A 20,220-nucleotide genomic window follows, 5' to 3' on the forward strand; every position below is an offset into this window, starting at 1 on the left:
AGAAAGATCGGGTGATGCGTCAACCACTTATCAAACTGCATGCTGGTTTTTGCATCACCCGTGGGCTATTTACGCACGAATGGTATCGTCGCCAAAGCCGATCCACTTGTAGGTGGTTAAGGCTTCAAGCCCCAACGGGCCGCGAGCGTGTAGCTTCTGGGTGCTCACAGCTACTTCTGCGCCAAGGCCAAACTGGCCGCCGTCGGTGAAGCGGGTTGAGGCGTTGACGTACACGGCAGAGGAGTCCACTTCGTTAATAAAACGGTTCGCATTGCGCAGCGTGCGGGTGAGGATGGCGTCGGAGTGCTGGGTGCCGTGCTCGCGAATATGTGCGATGGCGTCATCCAGGTCGGCAACCACTTTCACGTTAAGGTGCAGCGAGAGCCACTCGTCGTTGTAATCCGCCTCTTTCACCGCTTCTACTGCCGCCGGGCCGTTTTTCAGGATCGGCAGAGATTTTTCGTCAGCGTGTAGCGTTACGCCGGAGTCAGCCATCTGCTTGCTAAGCGCAGGCAGGAAGCTCCCCGCAATCGCCTGGTGCACCAGCAGCGTTTCCACCGTATTACAGGTGCTCGGGCGCTGGGTTTTGGCGTTAACGATGATTTTCAGCGCCGGTTCAAACTCCGCGGTGTCATCCACCACGATGTGGCACACGCCGATGCCGCCGGTGATCACCGGGATCGTCGACTGCTCGCGGCAAAGCTTGTGCAGGCCAGCACCGCCACGTGGGATGAGCATGTCGATGTAGCGGTCGAGGCGAAGCATCTCGTTAACCAGAGCGCGATCCGGGTTTTCAATCGCCTGGACTGCCGCCTTCGGCAGACCGCAAGCTTCCAGCGCATTCTGGATCACGGCGACCGTGGCGTTGTTGGTGCGCCACGTTTCTTTCCCGCCGCGCAGTATGGCGGCGTTGCCGGTTTTCAGGCACAGAGAAGCTACGTCTACTGTCACGTTCGGGCGCGCTTCATAAATCACGCCCACCACGCCGAGCGGCACGCGGCGGCGTTCAATGCGCAGCCCGCTGTCCAGCAGCCCGCCGTCAATCACCTGCCCTACCGGGTCGGCGAGGTTACAGACCTGGCGCACGTCATCGGCGATGCCTTTCAGGCGTGCCGGAGTGAGCAGCAGGCGGTCGAGCATTGCTTCGCTAAGGCCGTTTTTACGCGCCTCTTCCACGTCCTGCTGGTTTGCAGCCAGAATTTCTTCGGCCTGGGCTTCGAGAGAGTCGGCAATCTTTTCCAGCACGCGGTTTTTCTCGCGCCCGGAGAGCAGTGCCAGCTGGTAAGAGGCCTCTTTTGCCGCTTTACCCATTTGTTCAAGCATTGCCTGCTCCTTAGTTAACAATCATGTCGTCGCGATGAACGGCCACCGGGCCGTATTCATAGCCGAGGATTTCGTCAATTTGCTGGGAGTGATGCCCGGCGATGCGGCGCAGCGCGTCGCTGTTGTAGCGGCAAACGCCGTGGGCAATGTCGCGCCCTTCCAGGCTGCGAATGCGGATCACTTCCCCGCGAGAGAAATTGCCGCTCACGCTTTTAATGCCTTTTGGCAGCAGCGAGCTTCCGCGCTCGAGAATGGCAGACAGCGCGCCGTCATCCACGGTGATTTCACCGGCAGGCGGAGCGCCAAAGATCCAGCGTTTACGGTTTTCCAGCGGAGACTGCTGGGCGTGGAAACGTGTGCCAACCGGCGTCCCGGCCATCACGTCGCCAATTACGCCGGGCTTGCTGCCAGCGGCGATGATAACGTCTATGCCCGCGCGGCAGGCAACGTCCGCGGCCTGCAATTTGGTGCCCATACCGCCCGTTCCCAGGCCGGACACGCTGTCCCCGGCGATGGCGCGCAGCGCGTCGTCGATGCCGTGAACTTCTTTGATCAATTCCGCTTCCGGGTTATTACGCGGGTCGGCGGTGTACAGCCCCTGCTGGTCGGTCAGCAGCAGCAGTTTGTCGGCTCCGGCCAGAATAGCGGCCAGGGCAGAAAGGTTGTCGTTATCGCCTACTTTGATTTCCGCCGTCGCCACCGCGTCGTTTTCATTAATGACCGGCACAATGTTGTTGTCCAGCAAGGCTCTTAGCGTATCGCGGGCATTAAGGAAACGTTCACGATCTTCCATGTCGGCGCGGGTCAGCAGCATCTGCCCTACGTGAATGCCGTAAATAGAAAACAGCTGTTCCCAGAGCTGGATCAGGCGGCTTTGCCCCACCGCGGCCAGCAATTGCTTGGAGGCGATGGTTGCGGGGAGTTCGGGGTAACCCAAATGTTCGCGTCCGGCGGCAATCGCCCCGGAGGTAACAATAACAATACGATGCCCCGCCGCGTGCAGCTGAGCACACTGGCGAACCAATTCAACAATATGGGCGCGGTTCAGGCGGCGGGAGCCACCGGTTAATACGCTGGTGCCTAGTTTTACCACCAGCGTCTGGCTGTCACTCATGATTCTCTGCCATTTTTACGAAAAGGGGGAAATTAAAAAGCCAGATGACGTTGTAACAGGAGTCACGCGGCTTGCCAACAGGCGGTGCGGGAAAAGGGCTAAGAAGGGAGAAAGGATCGCTGAATGTAGTCGATATATTTTACATTTTTATGACATACAAACTTTATTACGAATATTTAATCTTTCTCCTAAATTGTCATAAATCTTTAATCTCCGGACGATAAAACCCTTCCTGTTTTTAGCGGGAGCCCGACTCCTGGAATAATTTTGCAGGCTTTCACCATTCTTGGGATAACAAATGAAAAAGAGCACACTGGCATTAGTGGTAATGGGCATCGTTGCGGCTTCCGCGTCTCAGGCAGCCGAAGTTTACAACAAAAACGGTAACAAACTGGATCTCTACGGCCGCGTTAAAGCCGAGCACTATCTGAGCGACAACAACTCAGTAGACGGCGACGGCACCTATGCGCGTCTGGGCTTCAAAGGCGAAACTCAGATCAACAGCCAGCTGACCGGTTTTGGCCAGTGGGAATACCAGGTTGCCGCCAACAAAGTTGAAGGTGACCCAAATACCGCGAAAACCCGTCTGGCGTTTGCCGGCCTGAAAGCAGGTGACTACGGTTCATTCGACTACGGCCGTAACTACGGCGTGCTGTACAACATCGGTGCCTTCACCGATATGATGCCGGATTATGGTAACGACTCTTACACCAGAACCGACAACTTCATGACCGGCCGTACCAACGGCGTTGCGACTTACCGCAACAACAACTTCTTTGGTCTGGTAGATGGTCTGAAACTGGCTCTGCAATACCAGGGCAAAAACCAGAACGACGGCCGCGATGTGACTAAACAGAACGGCGACGGCTTCGGCACTTCTCTGACCTATGACATCGCCGATACCGGCCTGACCGTAGGCGGCGCATACGCTAACTCCGACCGTACTAACAAACAAGAATCCGGCGCTTACGGCCAGGGCACTAAAGCCGAAGCCTGGACCACCGGTATCAAGTACGACAAAAACAACGTTTACCTGGCAACAACCTACGCTGAAACACGCAACATGACGCCAATCAGCGTCCCGGGTTCTCTGGCGAACTCCGCCAGCAACGTTTCTGGTTTTGCTAATAAAAACCAGGCGTTTGAAGTGGTTGCTCAGTACCAGTTTGACTTCGGCCTGCGTCCGTCCATCGGCTACGTGCAGTCCAAAGCGAAAGATATTGAAGGCATTGGTGATGCGGACCTGACCAAATATATTGAGATCGGGACTTACTATTACTTCAACAAAAACATGTCTACCTACATCGACTACAAAATTAACCAGTTGAGCGATAGCAACAAGCTGAAGCTGAATAACGATAACGTCGTTGCTCTGGCGCTGACCTACCAGTTCTAAGTTTTAGATAAAAAAATCCCCGTTCGGTGAACGGGGATTTTTTATTTTCAGGCGGAGAGCTTTAGCTTCTTTTCAGCAAAGTTCTCGGCGGGCACCAGCCCAAGTTCGAGGCTGGCGAGTAAATCCTTCAGGCGCCCGTGGAACCCACGCAGGGTCTGCTCCAGTTTCTCATCGACTTCTTTGTCCTTCGCCGGGGTTGCAGTCCATTTGCCGTCTTTATCAAACAGGCCGAACTGCCAGGTGTAGGTAAACTGCTTTTCCTGGGCTTCCAGCACCATCCACCATCCCCAGAACTCGCGCTTCTCTGGCGCAGGCTTAACGTTAACGCAAACAGCCAGGCAATCGAAGAAGAAGCGGTTATCTTCACACTGCTCTTCCCGAATGTAAGGGCCAAGCGAGGCGAACTTTCTAATCAGTCTACTTTTCGGGTGTCCACTCGGTAACGTCATTACGATCTCCTGTTGTGAAGCATCTGTTTTAGCAAACCGCTGAGATTTAGCAAATCATTAACGTAATCTTTGTTTCATCCATCCGGTAATTTCTTGCAGCGCTTTGTCAAAGTTTCGATACACCGGGTTGAACGGGATCTCGAGTAATTTGCCGTCCGCAGATGACGAAGCGATTAAACGCGATTCTTCTTCCGGGCTGAAGGGGTCGTTGGCCCAAAAACCGGAAAGCATCGGCGTTGGGCAGCGGCGGCCAAGCAGACCCTGGGTTTTGAGCGAGTAGCGGTTAAGCTCCACGCTCAATGCGCTGTCTGAGATGCTGGTCATGCCGAGGCGGCTGGCAAGCACGTCGATGTACATTTCCGGCACGTCGGCCTGGCGCTGCGGGTCGCTCAGCAGGCTGTGCACCACCGGTCCAAGGCAGGCCACGGCTTTAAGGCGGTTAGCTTCAAGGTAGGCAAGGCGTACCGCCACGTTGGCTCCGAAACGGAAGCCAAAGGCCGCAACGCGGGTGTGGTCGACCCACGGAATATTGGGTAACGCCCTGAGTACGTGCTGGTGCAGCAGGCTTGAGTCCTGAGTCAGCTTCCATTTGGCGGAGAAGCCTACCGACGGCATGTCGATGGTTAGCATCGCAATGCCCTGGGGAGCGAAGTATTTCTCAAACAGGCTGTAATAGTCGCTTTGCAGAGCGTCCAGACCGCCGCACATCAATACCGTCGGGAACGGGCCTTCTCCCTGCTTAGGCAAATGCAGGAAGCCGCTGATGGTGCCGCCGCCTTCTACCGGGAACTCCAGCTCGCGCAGGCCGCCAGAAAGGCGTGGAGCCGCTTCCTCATAGGCGCGGTTAGCCAGGACCTGAGCCTGCTCGGCCAGTACGTCGCCCTTCAGGTGCGGGTAGGCCGCGATGCTGTAAAGATTGGCAGCCTGGAGCCAGTATTTACCGATTTTTTCTTCATCGGTTTCCTGGTTAGCACGCTGCTGCCAGAGCATCGCCTGCTTAGACCATTCGTAAATCCAGTTTCCACCACGGTAGCCCACTACGGTATCAAACAGGTCGTCGTTGGTGCGCTCGGCTTCGGTACAGGCAATGCGCGCCTGTACTTCGAGGATTTCACGCGGGTCAACGCCTCGCCAAATCCACATCAGGCGATTGATCATGCGATACCAGTGAGGAACGTTTTTCCCGTCCAGCGCGGACTGGATTGACGAGGCCGCAGTATGCCGGGCGCGGCGCACCAGCGTCGAGGTTTCCGGGTGTTTGAATCTGGGCTTAAAGAGAGTTTCGCTTAGATTGGCCTGCGACATCGTTTCACTGCCTCCATGAATACGAGAAACGCCGCTATTGTAGCCCTGATGCCGCCTAAATAACACAAACGCCCGGCTAGCCGGGCGTAAAGGTACTCAAATAACTTATGGGGGATTAACGGCCTGCCAGAGGCGGCACAAATACCACACCCATATCCCACGGCTGCTCAATCCAGGTGTCCTGCGGGATGTCAATCACGTAGTCGTCCACCAGCGGCTGGCCAGCAGGCTTGGCGAAGATAGTGACAAAGTGAGCTTTCGGGTACATTTCACGGATAGCAACAGCGGTACCGCCGGTGTCGACCAGGTCATCAATAACGATGAAGCCTTCACCGTCACCTTCCGCACGTTTCAGTACGGTCAGCTCACGCTGGTTATCGTGGTCGTAGCTGGAGATACAAACGGTATCAACATGGCGAATTCCCAGTTCACGAGCCAGCAGCGCGCTCGGCACCAGGCCACCACGGCTAACGGCGATAATGCCTTTCCACTGTTCTGCTGGCAGCAGGCGCTGAGCCAGCTTGCGGGCGTGAATCTGCAACATGTCCCAGGTGACGACGTATTTTTCGCTCATGTGAAGTGTCCCGGCCTGTAAATAACGGCTTAAAAAGTATTCGAAGGGGTTTTGGTTGCGCGAGATTATAGAGATCTGACGCACTAAAAACCAGTGTTGCGGGCCAACGGCAGTGGTTTTTACTCGTATTCAGCCTTCACGCAACAAAAGAAAGTGGTATTCTCGGAAGATCGCGCAAGCAGAGCTTGTGATGTAAATGAACCCGGTCAAAACCGTGACCGGTATGCCAAAAAAATGACTCCAGGGAGACTCAACGTGTCTGAATTGTCTCAACTATCTCCGCAGCCGCTGTGGGATATTTTTGCCAAAATCTGTTCCATTCCGCACCCGTCCTATCATGAAGAAGAGCTGGCGGAACACATCCTGTCCTGGGCAAAAGAAAAAGGCCTGCACGTAGAGCGCGACCAGGTTGGCAACATCCTGATTCGTAAACCGGCTACCGCCGGAATGGAAAACCGCAAAGCCGTGGTTCTCCAGGCACACCTCGACATGGTGCCGCAGAAAAACAACGACACCGTTCACGACTTCACTAAAGATCCGATCCAGCCGTACATCGACGGCGAGTGGATCAAAGCTCGCGGCACCACTCTGGGCGCGGACAACGGCATCGGCATGGCGTCTGCCCTGGCGGTTCTGGCAGATGACAGTGTGGTTCACGGCCCGCTGGAAGTGCTGCTGACCATGACCGAAGAAGCCGGTATGGACGGCGCGTTCGGCCTCCAGGCTGGCTGGCTGCAGGCGGATATCCTGATCAACACCGACTCCGAAGAAGAAGGTGAGATCTACATGGGCTGCGCAGGCGGCATCGACTTCATCACCACCCTGCCGTTGCAGCGCGAAGCGGTTCCTGCCGGGTTCGAAACCTTCAAGCTGACCATTAAAGGCCTGAAAGGCGGCCACTCCGGCGGAGATATTCACCTCGGCCTCGGCAACGCCAACAAGCTGCTGGCCCGCTTCCTGTTTGCCCACGTAGCAGAGCTGGACGCACGCCTGCTGGATCTGAACGGCGGTACTCTGCGCAACGCTATTCCGCGTGAAGCATTCGCTACCCTCGCGGTGCCTGCTGCTAAAGCGGCCGAGCTGAAGTCCCTGGCTAACGAGTATCTCGCTATCCTGAAAAACGAGCTGGCCGCGGTAGAGAAGAACCTGACCGTGCTGGTAGAGCCCGTAAGCTCTGACAAACAGGCGCTGACGGCAAAAAGCCGCACCAACTTCCTCGGCCTGCTGAACGCCACCCCGAACGGCGTTATTCGCAATTCTGACGAAGTAAAAGGCGTGGTAGAAACTTCCCTGAACGCGGGCGTAGTGACCATGAGCGACGACAGCGCGGAAATCATCTGCCTGATCCGATCCCTGATCGACTCAGGTAAAGACCACGTTGTTGGCGTTCTGGAAGCGCTGGGCCAGCTGGCCGGGGCTAAAACCGAAGCGAAAGGCAGCTACCCTGGCTGGCAGCCGGACGCTAACTCTCCGGTGATGCATCTGGTGCGTGAAACCTACCAGAAGCTGTTCAACAAAACCCCGAACATTATGGTTATCCACGCCGGTCTGGAATGCGGTCTGTTCAAAAAACCGTACCCGGACATGGACATGGTTTCTATCGGGCCGACTATCACCGGGCCTCACTCTCCGGATGAGCAGGTTCACATTGAAAGCGTGGGCCAGTACTGGAAACTGCTGACCGAGTTGCTGAAAGCTATTCCGGCGAAGTAGTTTTTACCCTCACCCTAACCCTCTCCCTTCCAGGGAGAGGAGACTTTCTTTGTCTGCCTTGCCCTCATTCTTTCCCCTTCTCCCTTCCAGGGAGAAGGCCGGGATGAGGGTTATCTTTACAGCCCCAGCAGCAGCTGCCTTTCCAGCTGCGGGTCCAGCAAAGTCACATGTAGCCCCACCAGCCGGACGCCCCGCCCTCCCCTTCGCTCTTCCCAGGCTTTACGCGCGGTAGCAATCAGGTCTTCTTTATTCAGCTCCGGCCAGACGTGTTCCTGCGTGGTGAGCTGGAAGTCATTAAACTTGAGCTTTACCCCCTGGCGGGCAATGCGCAGGTCGGCACGCTCCTTAGCCAGCCTTCGCTCCAGCTCCGGGTAGAGCCGCTCGATAATGTCCTCGCACGCCTGCCATTCATGAATGTCTTCCGCCAGCGTGCGCTCCACGCCAACCGACTTTCTCTGGCGCTCGTTGCTGATTTCCCGCTCGTCGATGCCCTGGCTGCGCTCCCAAAGCACGCGGCCAAACTTGCCAAAGCGCTTTAGCAACAGCGCCAGGTCGGCTTTTTGCACGTCCGCACAGGTTCGCAGGCCTATCTCTTCCAGCCTTGCTACCGTTACCTTGCCGACGCCGGGAATTTTCCCCAGCGGCAGCGTTTGCAGGAAAGCGGGAACTTGCTCCGGGGTAATCACGTACTGCCCGTTCGGCTTATTAAGGTCGGAGGCTATTTTGGCCAGAAACTTGACCGGCGAGATGCCGGCGGAAGCCGTGAGGTTCAGCTCGTCGGAAATGGCCTGGCGAATTTCACGGGCGATGAGGGTTGCCGAGCCCTGGCAATGCTCGCTGTTGGTCACGTCCAGATAGGCTTCATCGAGAGACAACGGCTCAATCAGCGAGGTGTAGCGGGAGAAGATTTCGCGAATATGGTTTGAGGCTTCTTTATAAGCGTCGAATCTGCCCGGCAGCAGGGTGAGATGAGGGCAAAGCTTCAGCGCCATCGCCGTGGACATGGCGCTGTGCACGCCAAACTTGCGCGCGGGGTAGTTTGCGGTGCTTATCACGCCTCGCCGCTGGGCGCTGCCGCCGATAGCCAGCGGAACGTCGCGCAGGGCTGGATTATCACGCATCTCAACGGCGGCAAAAAAGCAGTCCATATCGACATGAATGATTTTGCGCATAATAACCCGCCCCGGAAAACAATACTGGATAAGTATACAGCTTATTTGGCAATGAGGAAATATCCCCTCTTTCCTGTTCATTCCAATAAAATTTGTAAACGCATCAGACTGCCGCTTGCGAAAAAAAACCACGATGCTAATGTGAGCGCAATCCTGTCCAGATTATTCTGATTTAGGGTCCCTTTAGCCGTCCTGGCTGTTAGTTGCAGGTTTATCAAGGAATCAAGCAGTATGCGTAAGATCGCACTAATGATTGCGATGCTCTCTATGCCGTTTTTCTCTTTCGCCAGCCTGCTGAATAGCAGCGGCGTCGCCGCCCCCATCGGCAAAGAAACCAGACAGCAGCTCATGGGCTCCCCGGTTTATATTCAAATCTTTAAAGAAGAGCGCACCCTTGAACTGTGGGTGAAAATGGGCGAGCAATATCAGATGCTCAACAGCTACCGCATCTGCAATTATTCAGGCGGTCTGGGGCCAAAACAGCGCCAGGGCGATTTTAAAAGTCCCGAAGGTTTTTATAGCGTTGATCGCAGTCAGCTAAAGCCGGACAGCCGCTTCTATAAAGCGATTAATATCGGCTTCCCGAACGAATTTGACCGCTCGCACGGCTATGAAGGGAAATACTTGATGATCCACGGTGCCTGCGTGTCCATTGGCTGCTACGCCATGACCGACTCCGGCATTGATGAGATTTTCCAGTTTGTGACCGGCGCTCTGATCTTCGGTCAGCCGCGCGTGCAGGTCAGTATTTTCCCGTTCCGCATGACGGACGCCAACATGGAACGCCACAAATACTCGACTTATATCAACTTCTGGAAAGGCCTGAAACCGGGCTATGACTACTTTGCTGCCAACCACCAGCCGCCAAACGTCGCGGTAGTGAGCGGCAACTATGTGATAAGCAAACCTGCGGTGGCCACGCCGGTGCAGCCACAGCTGGTCTCAAACTATAAGCTCACCGAGGCAAAATAACGCCGACTTGCCTGGCTCAATCTTGTGCCAGGTTTCGTTCGCCGTCAGCGGTTGAGTAGCAATAACAGTGACCACATCGTTCGGTGTGGTCTCTTCCTGAAAGTCGATTTCCACATCCCTGTCTAACAGCTTCGCCACGCCAAACGGTGCCCTGCGCGTTATCCAGAACAGGTTAGTCGAGCAAAACGCCATCACGTAGCGCCCGTCCGACAGCAGCATGTTAAACACGCCCTTCTCTCTCATCTGCCCTGCCAGCTCGGTAATGTAGCGGAATACCGCTTCCATATTGCCGGGCGTGCGCGGGTAGCGCTGGGTCAGCTTGTGCAGCAGCCAGCAAAACGCCTGCTCGCTGTCCGTTTCGCCTATCGGGCGGAAGCTGCCGGTCTCAAGCGAACGGTAGCCTTTCAACTGCCCGTTATGGGCGTAAGTCCAGTTGCGGCCCCACAGTTCGCGGGTAAACGGATGCGTGTTTTCCAGCGCCACCTGGCCACGGTTAGCCTGGCGAATGTGCGCCACCACCGAGCAGGATTTAATCGGGTATTCCTGCACCAGGCGGGCAATGGGCGAGTTGAAGCTCGGCTGAGGATCTTTAAACGTGCGGCAGCCTTTGCCTTCATAGAAGGTAATGCCCCAGCCGTCTTTATGGGGGCCAGTTCCGCCGCCGCGCTGCACCAGACCGGTAAAACTAAAGCAGATATCCGTCGGTACGTTGGCACTCATCCCGAGCAGTTCACACATCTCATCTCTCCCACAACGAACCCTCCTGCCCGCCGGACAGGAGGATTTCGGGCTAAGCCTTGACCATTTCTTTTTCGATTAACTGAATCAGGATGTGGATCACTTTAATGTGGATCTCCTGAATGCGGTCCGCATAGCCAAAATGCGGCACGCGAATTTCGATATCCGCCGTTCCCGCCATTTTGCCGCCGTCTTTACCGGTCAGCGTGATGACCTTCATGCCTTTAGCACGCGCGGCCTCAATCGCCTTGATGACGTTGCCGGAGTTGCCGGAAGTAGAGATACCCAGCAGCACGTCGCCTTCGCGGCCAACCGCTTCAACGTAGCGGGAGAACACGTAGTCATAACCAAAGTCGTTGCTGACGCAGGAGATGTGGCTCACGTCGGAAATCGCAATCGCCGGGTAGCCAGGGCGGTTCTCACGGTAGCGGCCTGTCAGCTCTTCAGCGAAGTGCATGGCGTCGCAGTGCGAGCCGCCGTTACCGCAGGACAGCACTTTGCCGCCCGCTTTAAAACTGTCCGCCAGCAGCACGGCTGCGCGCTGGATGGAATGAATATTTGCTTCATCCTTCAGGAAGTTAGCCAGCGTTTCCGCCGCTTCATTTAACTCATTACGAATAAGATCCTGGTACATGAGGAAGTCCTTGAGGTTTGATTGAATTTCACCTCCGGCAGTGTACCGGATAGCGCCAGGCGCGAGAAGCGCAACCCCGCGAGTTTAGCCGGGCTTTTACGATTATGTGCCGCAACAATGTGAGCGAGGTTGTAATTATTTTGTGAATGCATTGCTAAAAAATGCAACATCCACTACAACCAATACATCACAAGTGGTCAGACCTCCTACAAGCCAGGGAGCTTTCTTTATGTTAATTTTAAGTATTGTTCTTACTCTCGTCCTGCTGGGTGTGCTGTTCTATCACCAGGCAAACCTGCTGCTCGCCAGCGTGATTTTACTGGCCTGGACCGCCGCCCTCGGTGCCGCCAATATCTGGTCTTACTGGGTGCTGGTGCCGCTGGCCGTTATCCTGGTGCCGCTGGTCTTTACTCCGCTGCGTAAATCACTGATTTCCGCGCCGGTGTTCCGCGGCTTCCGTAAAGTGATGCCGCCGATGTCGCGCACCGAAAAAGAAGCTATCGACGCCGGGACAACCTGGTGGGAAGGCGATCTGTTCCGCGGCAAACCAGACTGGGAAAAGCTGCACAACTACCCGCAGCCTAAGCTGACCGAGGAAGAGCAGGCCTTTATCGATGGCCCGGTTGAAGAAGCCTGCCGCATGGCAAATGACTTCCAGATAACCCATGAACTGGCCGACCTGCCTCCTGAACTGTGGGCCTACCTGAAAGAGCATCGCTTCTTTGCGATGATCATTAAGAAAGAGTACGGCGGTCTTGAGTTCTCCGCCTATGCTCAGGCTCGCGTGCTGCAAAAACTGTCCGGCGTTTCCGGTATCCTGGCGATCACCGTCGGCGTGCCAAACTCCTTAGGGCCGGGCGAACTGCTGCAACATTACGGTACCGAAGAGCAAAAAGATCATTACCTGCCACGCCTGGCGCGCGGCCTTGAGATCCCTTGCTTCGCGTTGACCAGCCCGGAAGCGGGTTCCGATGCGGGCGCAATCCCGGACAGCGGCGTAGTCTGCATGGGCGAATGGCAGGGCGAACAGGTGCTGGGCATGCGCCTCACCTGGAACAAGCGCTACATTACGCTGGCGCCTATCGCCACCGTGCTTGGCCTGGCGTTTAAACTTTCCGACCCGGATCGTCTGCTGGGCGGCGAGGAAGATCTCGGCATTACCTGCGCCCTTATTCCAACCCATACTCCGGGCGTGGAAATCGGCAAACGTCACTTCCCGCTGAACGTGCCGTTCCAGAACGGCCCAACCCGTGGGAAAGATATCTTCGTGCCAATCGACTTTATTATCGGCGGCCCGAAAATGGCCGGACAGGGCTGGCGTATGCTGGTTGAGTGCCTGTCGGTTGGCCGCGGCATTACCCTGCCGTCCAACGCCACCGGCGGCCTGAAGTCCGTTGCAATGGCAACCGGCGCTTATGCGCATATTCGCCGCCAGTTCAAAATCTCTATCGGTAAAATGGAAGGGATTGAAGAGCCGCTGGCACGCATCGCCGGTAACGCCTACGTGATGGATGCCGCCGCGTCATTAATTACCTACGGGATTGTGCTCGGTGAAAAACCGGCGGTGCTGTCGGCGATTGTTAAATATCACTGTACCCACCGCGGCCAGCGCGCCATTCTCGATGCGATGGATATTGTCGGCGGGAAAGGCATCATGCTGGGAGACGGTAACTTCGTGGCCCGTGCTTACCAGGGCGCACCGATCGCTATCACCGTTGAAGGCGCAAACATTCTTACCCGCAGCATGATTATCTTCGGCCAGGGCGCGATTCGCTGCCATCCTTATGTGCTGGAAGAGATGGCCGCCGCGCAGAATAACGACGTTAACGCCTTCGACAAACTGCTGTTTAAACACATCGGCCACGTCGGCAGCAACAAGATGCGTAGCCTGTGGCTGGGTCTGACCAACGGCCTGGGAAGCAGCACTCCGGCTAAAGACGCGACCAAACGCTATTACCAGTACCTGAACCGCCTGAGCGCCAACCTCGCGCTGCTGTCGGACGTCTCCATGGCAGTGCTGGGCGGCAGCCTGAAACGCCGCGAACGCATCTCCGCTCGCCTGGGTGATGTGCTGAGCCAGCTGTATCTTGCCTCTGCGGTGCTGAAGCGCTATGAAGATGAAGGCCGTAATGAGGCGGATCTGCCGCTGGTGCACTGGGGCGTGCAGGATGCGCTGCATCAGGCCGAGCAGGCAATTGACGACCTGCTGCGCAACTTCCCGAACCGCTTTGTTGCCGGGGTGATGGGTCTGGTTATCTTCCCGCTGGGCCGCCGTTATAGCGCGCCGTCTGACGCCCTGGACCACAAGCTGGCGAAGATTATGCAGGTGCCGTCTGCAACCCGCTCCCGCATTGGCCGTGGTCAATACCTGACCCCGAGCGAGCATAACCCGGCGGGCCTGCTGGAAGCGGCTCTGCTGGATGTGATGGCAGCCGAGCCGATTCACGCTCGTATCTGCAAAGAGCTGGGGCGTAACTTGCCATTCACCCGCCTGGATGAGCTGGCGAAGCAGCTGCTGAGCGAAGGGAAGATAACCGCCGATGAAGCGGCTATCCTGACCAAAGCCGAAGTCAGCCGCCTGCGCAGCATCAACGTTGATGAGTTTGACCCGGAGGCATTGGCGACCCAGCCGGTGAAGGTGCCGGAAAAGCACAGAAAGGTTGAAGCCGCTTAATCATCAACCCCGCGCAAGCGGGGTTTTTTATTGCCAACAAAAGAGCGATTTGTCGTGCTACAGTGAAAGAATACTTCCCCTAAGAGGCTGCCGCTTGTGTCTGGTTTGAAAGTTTCCCTTCTGCAACAACCGCTGGTATGGATGGACGGTGCCGCAAACCTGCGTCACTTCGATGTGCTGCTGGAGGGCGTGCACGGGCGTAATTTAATTATTCTGCCGGAGATGTTCACCACCGGCTTTGCCATGGAAGCCGCCGTGCAGTCGATGCCAGAGCAAGAGGTGATTGACTGGATGCAATTCAAGGCGCAGCAAACTCAGGCGATGATAGCCGGGAGCGCCGCGCTGCAAACCGAGCGCGGGCCGGTTAACCGCTTCCTGCTGGTGCAGCCGGACGGCAAAGTACATTTCTACGATAAGCGCCATCTGTTCCGCATGGCCGACGAACATCATCATTACCAGGCTGGCGAAGAGCGTGTGATTATCGAATGGCGCGGCTGGAGGATCCTGCCGCTGGTTTGCTATGACCTGCGTTTCCCGGTCTGGTCACGCAACCGCAACGATTACGATCTTGCGCTGTATGTCGCCAACTGGCCGGCCCCGCGCTCGCTTCACTGGCAAAGCCTGTTGCAGGCGCGTGCGATTGAAAACCAGGCTTACGTCGCGGGCTGTAACCGCGTCGGCACCGACGGCAACGGCCATCATTATCGCGGAGACAGCCGGATCATCAGCCCTCAGGGCGAAATTATGGCGAGCTGCGAACCGCACCAGGCGGCAAGGCTGGATGCAGATTTATCGCTGGTGGCGTTGCAGGAGTATCGGGAGAAATTCCCGGCGTGGCAGGACGCCGATCCGTTTAGCCTTTAACGGCCAGGATCGTGACAGAGATAAGACCCGGCTTTTATCGCCGGGTTTTCTTTATCTGCTATTCAGCAAGCAGGGCAACCGCGCGGGTAAAGGCCTGCACCGCCAGGGCAACGTCCTGCCAGATGACAGATTCCGCCGGGTGGTGGCTAATCCCCTTCTCACAGCGCACAAACAGCATGGCGCTCGGCCAGCGTTCGGCAATGGCGATAGCGTCATGCCCCGCGCCGCTTGGCAGCAAAAGGCTCCGCCCCTGAACTTCGCTCACCGCCTGGCTCAGTTTGCTCTGGAGCTGGCTGTCGCAGGGCGTGGCCGGGATGGCGTAATAGGTTTGTGCCGCAAACTGCATGTCGCGCCTGGCGGCAATAGCCTGCCCTTCGGCCAGCAATTGATTAAGCAAACTTTCCAGAGAACCATCCTGCGGGCTGCGAATATCCAGCGTCAGGTGGACTTCGCCGGGGATAACGTTAACCGCGCCAGGTTCACAGTTCAGCGTGCCTACAGTCGCAACTAAATCCGGGCCATGCTGGCGGGTTGCCGACTCGATGTAATGCATCCACTCGGCGGCGGCGGCCAGCGCATCTTTACGCAGGGCCATTGGCACCGTCCCCGCGTGCCCTGCATGCCCGGTAAAGCGGCAGTTGAGGCGGCGAGCGCCGTTAATGGCCGTCACCACGCCCAGGGCCAGGTTTTCCTGTTCCAGCACCGGTCCCTGCTCGATGTGCAGCTCCAGATAGGCGCTAAAGTCCTCCACCGGGCGCGCCGCGTCGGCAATGCGTGACGGGTCAAGACCCGCAAGCGTCATCGCCTGCGCCATGCTCACGCCGTTGGCATCTTCGCAGCGGAGCCAGTGTTCAGGCCAGCTGCCGGTTACGCCCCGGCTGCCCAGCAGCGTCACGCCAAACCGAGTACCTTCTTCATCGCCAAAGCCAACAATTTCTATCGCCTGCTCGAGCTGAATGTCGTGCTGGTGCAGGAACGCCACCACTTCGAGGGCGCAGAGCACGCCGAGCATACCGTCGTAGCGCCCTGCGTTGCGAACCGTATCGAGATGGGAACCCAGCAGAATCGCCTGCGCCCCTTCGCGTTTTCCCTCGTAGCGCCCGCAAATATTGCCCACCGCATCCTGCCAGGTCGTCATGCCGAGCTGTTCCATCCAGCTGGCTACCAGTTGATTTGCCTGTAGGTGCTGAACGGAGAGATAGACGCGGGTCAGTTGCCCGGCGCTTTCGCTAATTGCCGCCAGCCTGTCTGCCCTGTCCATTACGCGCTGAGCGGCGACCCAAGCATATTCAGCGTCCATCAGAGGGGCGGCCATTAGCTGGCTCCCTGAGCGTAAACGTTCCATGCCGCCTGCATCGCTTCGCCCTGCACGGTTTTAAACCCAAGCCGGTTGAGCACCGCTTCCAGGGCGGTAAGCGTTTGCAGCACGCAGTCTTTACGGGCGTTATAGCCCATAGTGCCGATACGCCAGATTTTGCCCTGAAGCGGGCCGAAAGAAGTGCCGATTTCGATGTGGAAGTCTTCCAGCAGCAGCTTGCGAACTTCTTCCCCATGAACCTGAGAAGGAATAGCCACGCCCAGCACGTTATTCATTTTGTGTTTTAAGTCGCCGAAGGTTTCCAGCCCCATGCCCTTAATACCCGCGACCATCGCCCTGCCGTGCAGTTCGTGGCGGGCGATCCCGGTTTCGAGTCCTTCTTCCAGAATAATGCGAGCGCATTCCCGGGCGGCAAACAGCATGCTGGTGGCTTCGGTGTGGTGGTTAAGCCGCTCCGGCCCCCAGTAGTCCATCACCATGCCGAGATCGAAATAGTTGGAGTAGATCATCTCATCGTCGCCGTCCTGGTGCGCGGCGGTACGGATCCCTTCCTCTACGCATTTACGACGGCGGATAACTTCTTCCATCTGCGGGCTAAGGGTTATCGGCGAGCTGCCGGACGGGCCGCCGAGGCATTTTTGCAGCCCCGCGGAAACCGCATCCAGCCCCCATGCATCCGTTAGCAGCTCGTTGCCGCCGAACGAAGCGGTAGCATCGGTATAAAACAGCACGCCGTGGCGACGGCAAATTTCCCCCAGCTCCGCCAGAGGTTGCAGCATGGTGGTGGAAGTATCGCCCTGAACCGTCAGCAGCAGGCGAGGCTTCACCTTTTTGATGGCATCTTCAATTTGCTGCGGGCTGAAAACTTCTCCCCACGGCACTTCAATAGTGTGTACTTCGGCGCGGCAGCGGCGGGCAATCTCACACAGCAGATGGCCGAAGCGACCAAAAACCGGCACCAGCACTTTGTCTCCGGGGCGAATAGCCGACAGCAAAATAGCCTCGATACCGGCGCGTGAGGTGCCATCTACCAGCATGGTCCATTTGTTTTCGGTACGGAAAAGCTCACGGTACAGCACCATCACTTCATTCATATAGCCCGTCATCACCGGGTCATACTGCCCGATAAGCTGGCTCGCCATGGCGCGTAATACTCGCGGATCGGCGTTGATCGGGCCCGGGCCCATCAGCAAACGGTGCGGCGGATTGATCTGAGGGAAGTGCTGAATATCAAACATGGCGGTTCCTTGAGTCTGAGATTGAAACAAAAGATTCTTATTCGTTTCTTTTGCAACTAATGTGCCAGCCGCAGGTAAATTTTTTTCCGGCTGATGCGACGGGCCAGCTCGGAAAAAAAGAGTGAAGTAAGGATGATGAACCATTCTGGCTCACCCCGACCGTGCAACTGCACCAGGGCGGAGCATTAACGCTGTTCCAGCTCGTCCAGCTCTGTATACAATTCTGCGATATTATGGATACGCTGACGCCCGCTGGTCAATGACTCATGCAGCACCGCGTTCGCGAGTAAATTCACCAGGCTCATGGCGCTGCTATAGCTGTCGAAAGCGGAGACGCTGTCGAGCGGCGCGCTCAGGTGCCAGCGGGAATCCGCCGCGAGGCCGGAGGAGGACTCGCTCAGCACCACCAGCGGTATACCGCGCTGCTGCAAACTGGCGAGCAGAGGCTTGATGATGCGCGGCCTGCGGCGAAATGCCACGGCAACCACGCAATCGTCCGGGCCGATATCCACCAGCTCTTCCGCCAGCGTCTGCCCCGGCTGCGGCAGGAGCAACACCCCGCTGCGAATTTGCAGCAGCTGCTGGCGGAGGTGCATCGCCACCGGCCATGAATTGCGCATCCCGATGATAAACAAACGCTTTCCGCTGACCAGGGCATTAACTACCTCGGCAAACTGACCCGAATCCAGCTGATTCACCAGATTGGTCAGATTGGCCATTTCCTGCTTGTAGTGCCTCGCCAGCAGCGTGTTGCCCTGCACCGCATCACGATTTTCCGTCAGCGGCATGCCGCTCTGGCGCAGGGTTCGTAGCTCGTCGCGCATATCTTTATAACGCTCGTAGCCCAGGCGTTTAAACAAGCGGCTTACGGTAGCCTTTGATACCCCGGAAAGCCGCGCCAACTCGGCGCTGTTATAGCTAATCAGGTCGTCAAAATGATCGACAATGAACGAAGCTACGCGCTGCTCCTGCGGGGAAAATAGCGCCCATGAGGCCCGCAAACGCTCATCTAACTGTTTCATTCTGACTCCTGTAACTTTCGTTTCAGCGCAGCCTGACACAGTGAAACGATCTTCGTCAACCTGGAACATCTCTTGCTTCTGCTTTGCCTATCCGAGCGCAACATCTGCAAGAGAATAACAACATGCAAAGCAATATGGCCCCCAGCGGCATGGCGGTAGCGCCCCACCACCTGGCCAGCGAAAGCGCGCTGGCCGTTCTGCGCCAGGGCGGCGATGCCATAGAAGCGATGGTCGCCGCAGCCGCAACTATCACGGTGGTTTACCCCCACATGAACGGCATCGGCGGCGACGGCTTCTGGCTGATTGTCCCGCCGGAAGGGGATCCCATAACCCTCGACGCAAGCGGGGCGGCCGGCTCGCTGGCGACCCTGGACTTTTATGCCGGAGTCACGGCAATTCCTCATCGTGGAAGCAAATCTGCATTAACTGTTCCCGGCACGCTCAGCGGCTGGGCGGAAGCATTAAAAGTTTCAGCGGAGCTTGGCGGCGGCCAGATACCCCTTTCACGCCTGCTGGCGGATGCTATTCGCTATGCGGCAGACGGCATTCCGGTTACCGCCTCACAGGCAAACGCGACCCAAAGCAAATACGCCGAGCTGGTTGATGTTCCCGGCTTCGCGCAAACCTTCCTTGAGCGCGGGGAGGTTCCCGCCACCGGCAGCCGTTTTACGCAGCCAAGGCTGGCTGAAACGCTCTCGCGACTGACCGTAGAAGGCCTGGATAGTTTTTATCGCGGCCCGCTGGCGACCCTGATAGCGGAGGAGCTGGCGGCTTTGGGTATCCCGGTAACCGAGGAAGATTTGGCAAACCACCGGGCAAAACGCGGCAAGCCGCTGCGCCTTGAACACCAGGCCGGAGAGATTTTCAACCTCGCGCCACCCACGCAGGGGCTGGTCTCGCTGGCTATCCTCGGCATTACCGATCGTCTGCACATGGCCGAAGCCAGTGAGGCGCAAACCGTACACCGCATCGTGGAAGCGACCAAAAAAGCCTTTGCCCTGCGTGACCGCCATATTACCGATCCGCGCCATATACCAGACCCGGTTCAAAACCTGCTGGATCCAGAAGCGCTTGATTTGCTGGCAGAGCAGGTCAGCGACCAGAGCGCTGCATCCTGGGGTAAAGGCAAAGGGCCGGGAGATACGGTCTGGATGGGCGTTATCGACGGGAACGGGCTGGCAGTGTCGTTTATTCAAAGCATTTATCACGAGTTCGGTAGCGGCGTGGTGCTGCCGAAAAGCGGCGTGCTGTGGCAAAACCGCGGTGCCTCTTTCAGCCTCGATCCGGCCCATTTGCTGGCGCTGGCACCCGGCAAACAACCTTTCCATACCCTCAACCCGGCGGCGGCGCGGCTTGCCGATGGCAGAACGCTGGTTTACGGCTCGATGGGCGGCGACGGCCAGCCGCAAACCCAGGCCGCCATCTTTACCCGCCACGTGATTCAGGGTGTCGGTTTACAGGAAGCGGTAAGCGCCCCGCGCTGGCTGCTGGGCCGAACCTGGGGCCAGGCATCCGATAGCCTGAAGCTGGAAAACCGCTTTAGTGAAGAAACCTTCGCCGCACTTCGCGCCCTCGGCCATGAAGTGGAAACCCTACCCGCTTTCAGTGAGGCCGTCGGCCACGCCGGGGCTATTGTTCGCCATACCAACGGCATGCTTGAAGGTGCGTGGGATCCACGTAGCAACGGCAGCGCCGCAGGCTTTTGAGGAGACGT

The 20,220-nt window shown here is 57.2% G+C and carries 17 protein-coding genes; 6 read left to right on the top strand and 11 right to left on the bottom strand.

The genetic code is table 11. The annotated features are described in order from the left end of the window. Positions 1-69: 69 nt before the first annotated feature. Both proA and proB read right to left on the bottom strand, forming a co-directional pair. Positions 70-1,323 carry a glutamate-5-semialdehyde dehydrogenase gene (gene proA / locus FOC35_RS04535; protein WP_172568285.1) on the bottom strand — a complete coding sequence of 418 codons (1,254 nt, stop codon included), beginning with the start codon at positions 1,321-1,323 and terminating at the stop codon, positions 70-72. 10 nt (positions 1,324-1,333) lie between these two features. After that, complete coding sequence (proB, locus tag FOC35_RS04540; protein ID WP_016535032.1) at positions 1,334-2,437, bottom strand: glutamate 5-kinase; 1,104 nt, start codon at positions 2,435-2,437, stop codon at positions 1,334-1,336. A gap of 298 nt (positions 2,438-2,735) precedes the next feature. Between proB and FOC35_RS04545 the strand changes: the two genes are divergently transcribed. Beyond that, positions 2,736-3,833, top strand: coding sequence for a porin (locus tag FOC35_RS04545; RefSeq protein ID WP_016535030.1), 1,098 nt, complete (start codon positions 2,736-2,738; stop codon positions 3,831-3,833). Positions 3,834-3,880: 47 nt separating this feature from the next. Here FOC35_RS04545 and crl read toward each other — a convergent pair whose 3' ends face one another. The 3 genes from crl to gpt form a co-directional block, all read right to left on the bottom strand. Then, entirely contained in the window at positions 3,881-4,282 is a 402-nt protein-coding gene (crl, locus tag FOC35_RS04550; RefSeq protein ID WP_172568286.1) for a sigma factor-binding protein Crl, read from the bottom strand. Between the two features lie 57 nt (positions 4,283-4,339). Next, positions 4,340-5,587: an esterase FrsA gene (gene frsA / locus FOC35_RS04555; protein WP_172568287.1), complete on the bottom strand. Its 1,248-nt coding sequence runs from the start codon at positions 5,585-5,587 to the stop codon at positions 4,340-4,342. Positions 5,588-5,702: 115 nt separating this feature from the next. After that, complete coding sequence (gene gpt / locus FOC35_RS04560; protein ID WP_172568288.1) at positions 5,703-6,161, bottom strand: xanthine phosphoribosyltransferase; 459 nt, start codon at positions 6,159-6,161, stop codon at positions 5,703-5,705. Between the two features lie 255 nt (positions 6,162-6,416). Between gpt and pepD the strand changes: the two genes are divergently transcribed. Beyond that, positions 6,417-7,874, top strand: coding sequence for a cytosol nonspecific dipeptidase (gene pepD / locus FOC35_RS04565; protein WP_039897945.1), 1,458 nt, complete (start codon positions 6,417-6,419; stop codon positions 7,872-7,874). 116 nt (positions 7,875-7,990) lie between these two features. Here pepD and dinB read toward each other — a convergent pair whose 3' ends face one another. Next, positions 7,991-9,046: a DNA polymerase IV gene (gene dinB / locus FOC35_RS04570; protein ID WP_172568289.1), complete on the bottom strand. Its 1,056-nt coding sequence runs from the start codon at positions 9,044-9,046 to the stop codon at positions 7,991-7,993. Positions 9,047-9,277: 231 nt separating this feature from the next. On the opposite strand from dinB, the gene dpaA reads away from it, so the two are divergent. Then, entirely contained in the window at positions 9,278-10,018 is a 741-nt protein-coding gene (dpaA, locus tag FOC35_RS04575; RefSeq protein WP_016535025.1) for a peptidoglycan meso-diaminopimelic acid protein amidase, read from the top strand. On the opposite strand, the gene FOC35_RS04580 is transcribed toward dpaA, so the two are convergent. Then, positions 9,989-10,756 (bottom strand): class II glutamine amidotransferase, encoded by a 768-nt coding sequence (locus FOC35_RS04580; protein WP_016535024.1) that lies wholly within the window; start codon positions 10,754-10,756, stop codon positions 9,989-9,991. The two genes, dpaA and FOC35_RS04580, sit on opposite strands and share 30 nt — an antisense overlap. A gap of 52 nt (positions 10,757-10,808) precedes the next feature. Then, entirely contained in the window at positions 10,809-11,390 is a 582-nt protein-coding gene (gene lpcA / locus FOC35_RS04585; protein ID WP_172568290.1) for a D-sedoheptulose 7-phosphate isomerase, read from the bottom strand. A gap of 229 nt (positions 11,391-11,619) precedes the next feature. On the opposite strand from lpcA, the gene fadE reads away from it, so the two are divergent. Together fadE and FOC35_RS04595 are read left to right on the top strand one after the other, a co-directional pair. Further along, positions 11,620-14,064 carry an acyl-CoA dehydrogenase FadE gene (gene fadE, locus FOC35_RS04590; RefSeq protein WP_016535022.1) on the top strand — a complete coding sequence of 815 codons (2,445 nt, stop codon included), beginning with the start codon at positions 11,620-11,622 and terminating at the stop codon, positions 14,062-14,064. A 96-nt stretch (positions 14,065-14,160) separates the two neighbouring features. Then, a complete protein-coding gene (locus tag FOC35_RS04595; protein ID WP_039897943.1) occupies positions 14,161-14,928 on the top strand; it encodes an amidohydrolase in 768 nt (255 codons plus the stop codon). A 58-nt stretch (positions 14,929-14,986) separates the two neighbouring features. Here the strand turns inward: FOC35_RS04595 and hpxK are convergent, their stop codons facing one another. The 3 genes from hpxK to FOC35_RS04610 all read right to left on the bottom strand — a co-directional run bounded on the left by hpxK (position 14,987) and on the right by FOC35_RS04610 (position 18,506). After that, positions 14,987-16,243, bottom strand: coding sequence for an allantoate amidohydrolase (hpxK, locus tag FOC35_RS04600; protein ID WP_172568291.1), 1,257 nt, complete (start codon positions 16,241-16,243; stop codon positions 14,987-14,989). Continuing rightward, positions 16,243-17,484 (bottom strand): alanine--glyoxylate aminotransferase family protein, encoded by a 1,242-nt coding sequence (locus FOC35_RS04605; protein WP_172568292.1) that lies wholly within the window; start codon positions 17,482-17,484, stop codon positions 16,243-16,245. Before FOC35_RS04605 ends, hpxK begins: the two co-directional genes overlap by 1 nt. Before the next feature lie 185 nt (positions 17,485-17,669). Beyond that, positions 17,670-18,506 (bottom strand): MurR/RpiR family transcriptional regulator, encoded by an 837-nt coding sequence (locus FOC35_RS04610; protein WP_039897940.1) that lies wholly within the window; start codon positions 18,504-18,506, stop codon positions 17,670-17,672. Between the two features lie 122 nt (positions 18,507-18,628). Here FOC35_RS04610 and FOC35_RS04615 point away from each other — a divergent pair, with 122 nt between their 5' ends. Further along, a complete protein-coding gene (locus FOC35_RS04615) occupies positions 18,629-20,212 on the top strand; it encodes a gamma-glutamyltransferase family protein (protein WP_172568293.1) in 1,584 nt (527 codons plus the stop codon). Positions 20,213-20,220 lie beyond the last annotated feature (8 nt).

It is taken from the genome of Cedecea sp. FDAARGOS_727 (assembly GCF_012273235.1).
Lineage (GTDB): Bacteria > Pseudomonadota > Gammaproteobacteria > Enterobacterales > Enterobacteriaceae > Cedecea > Cedecea davisae.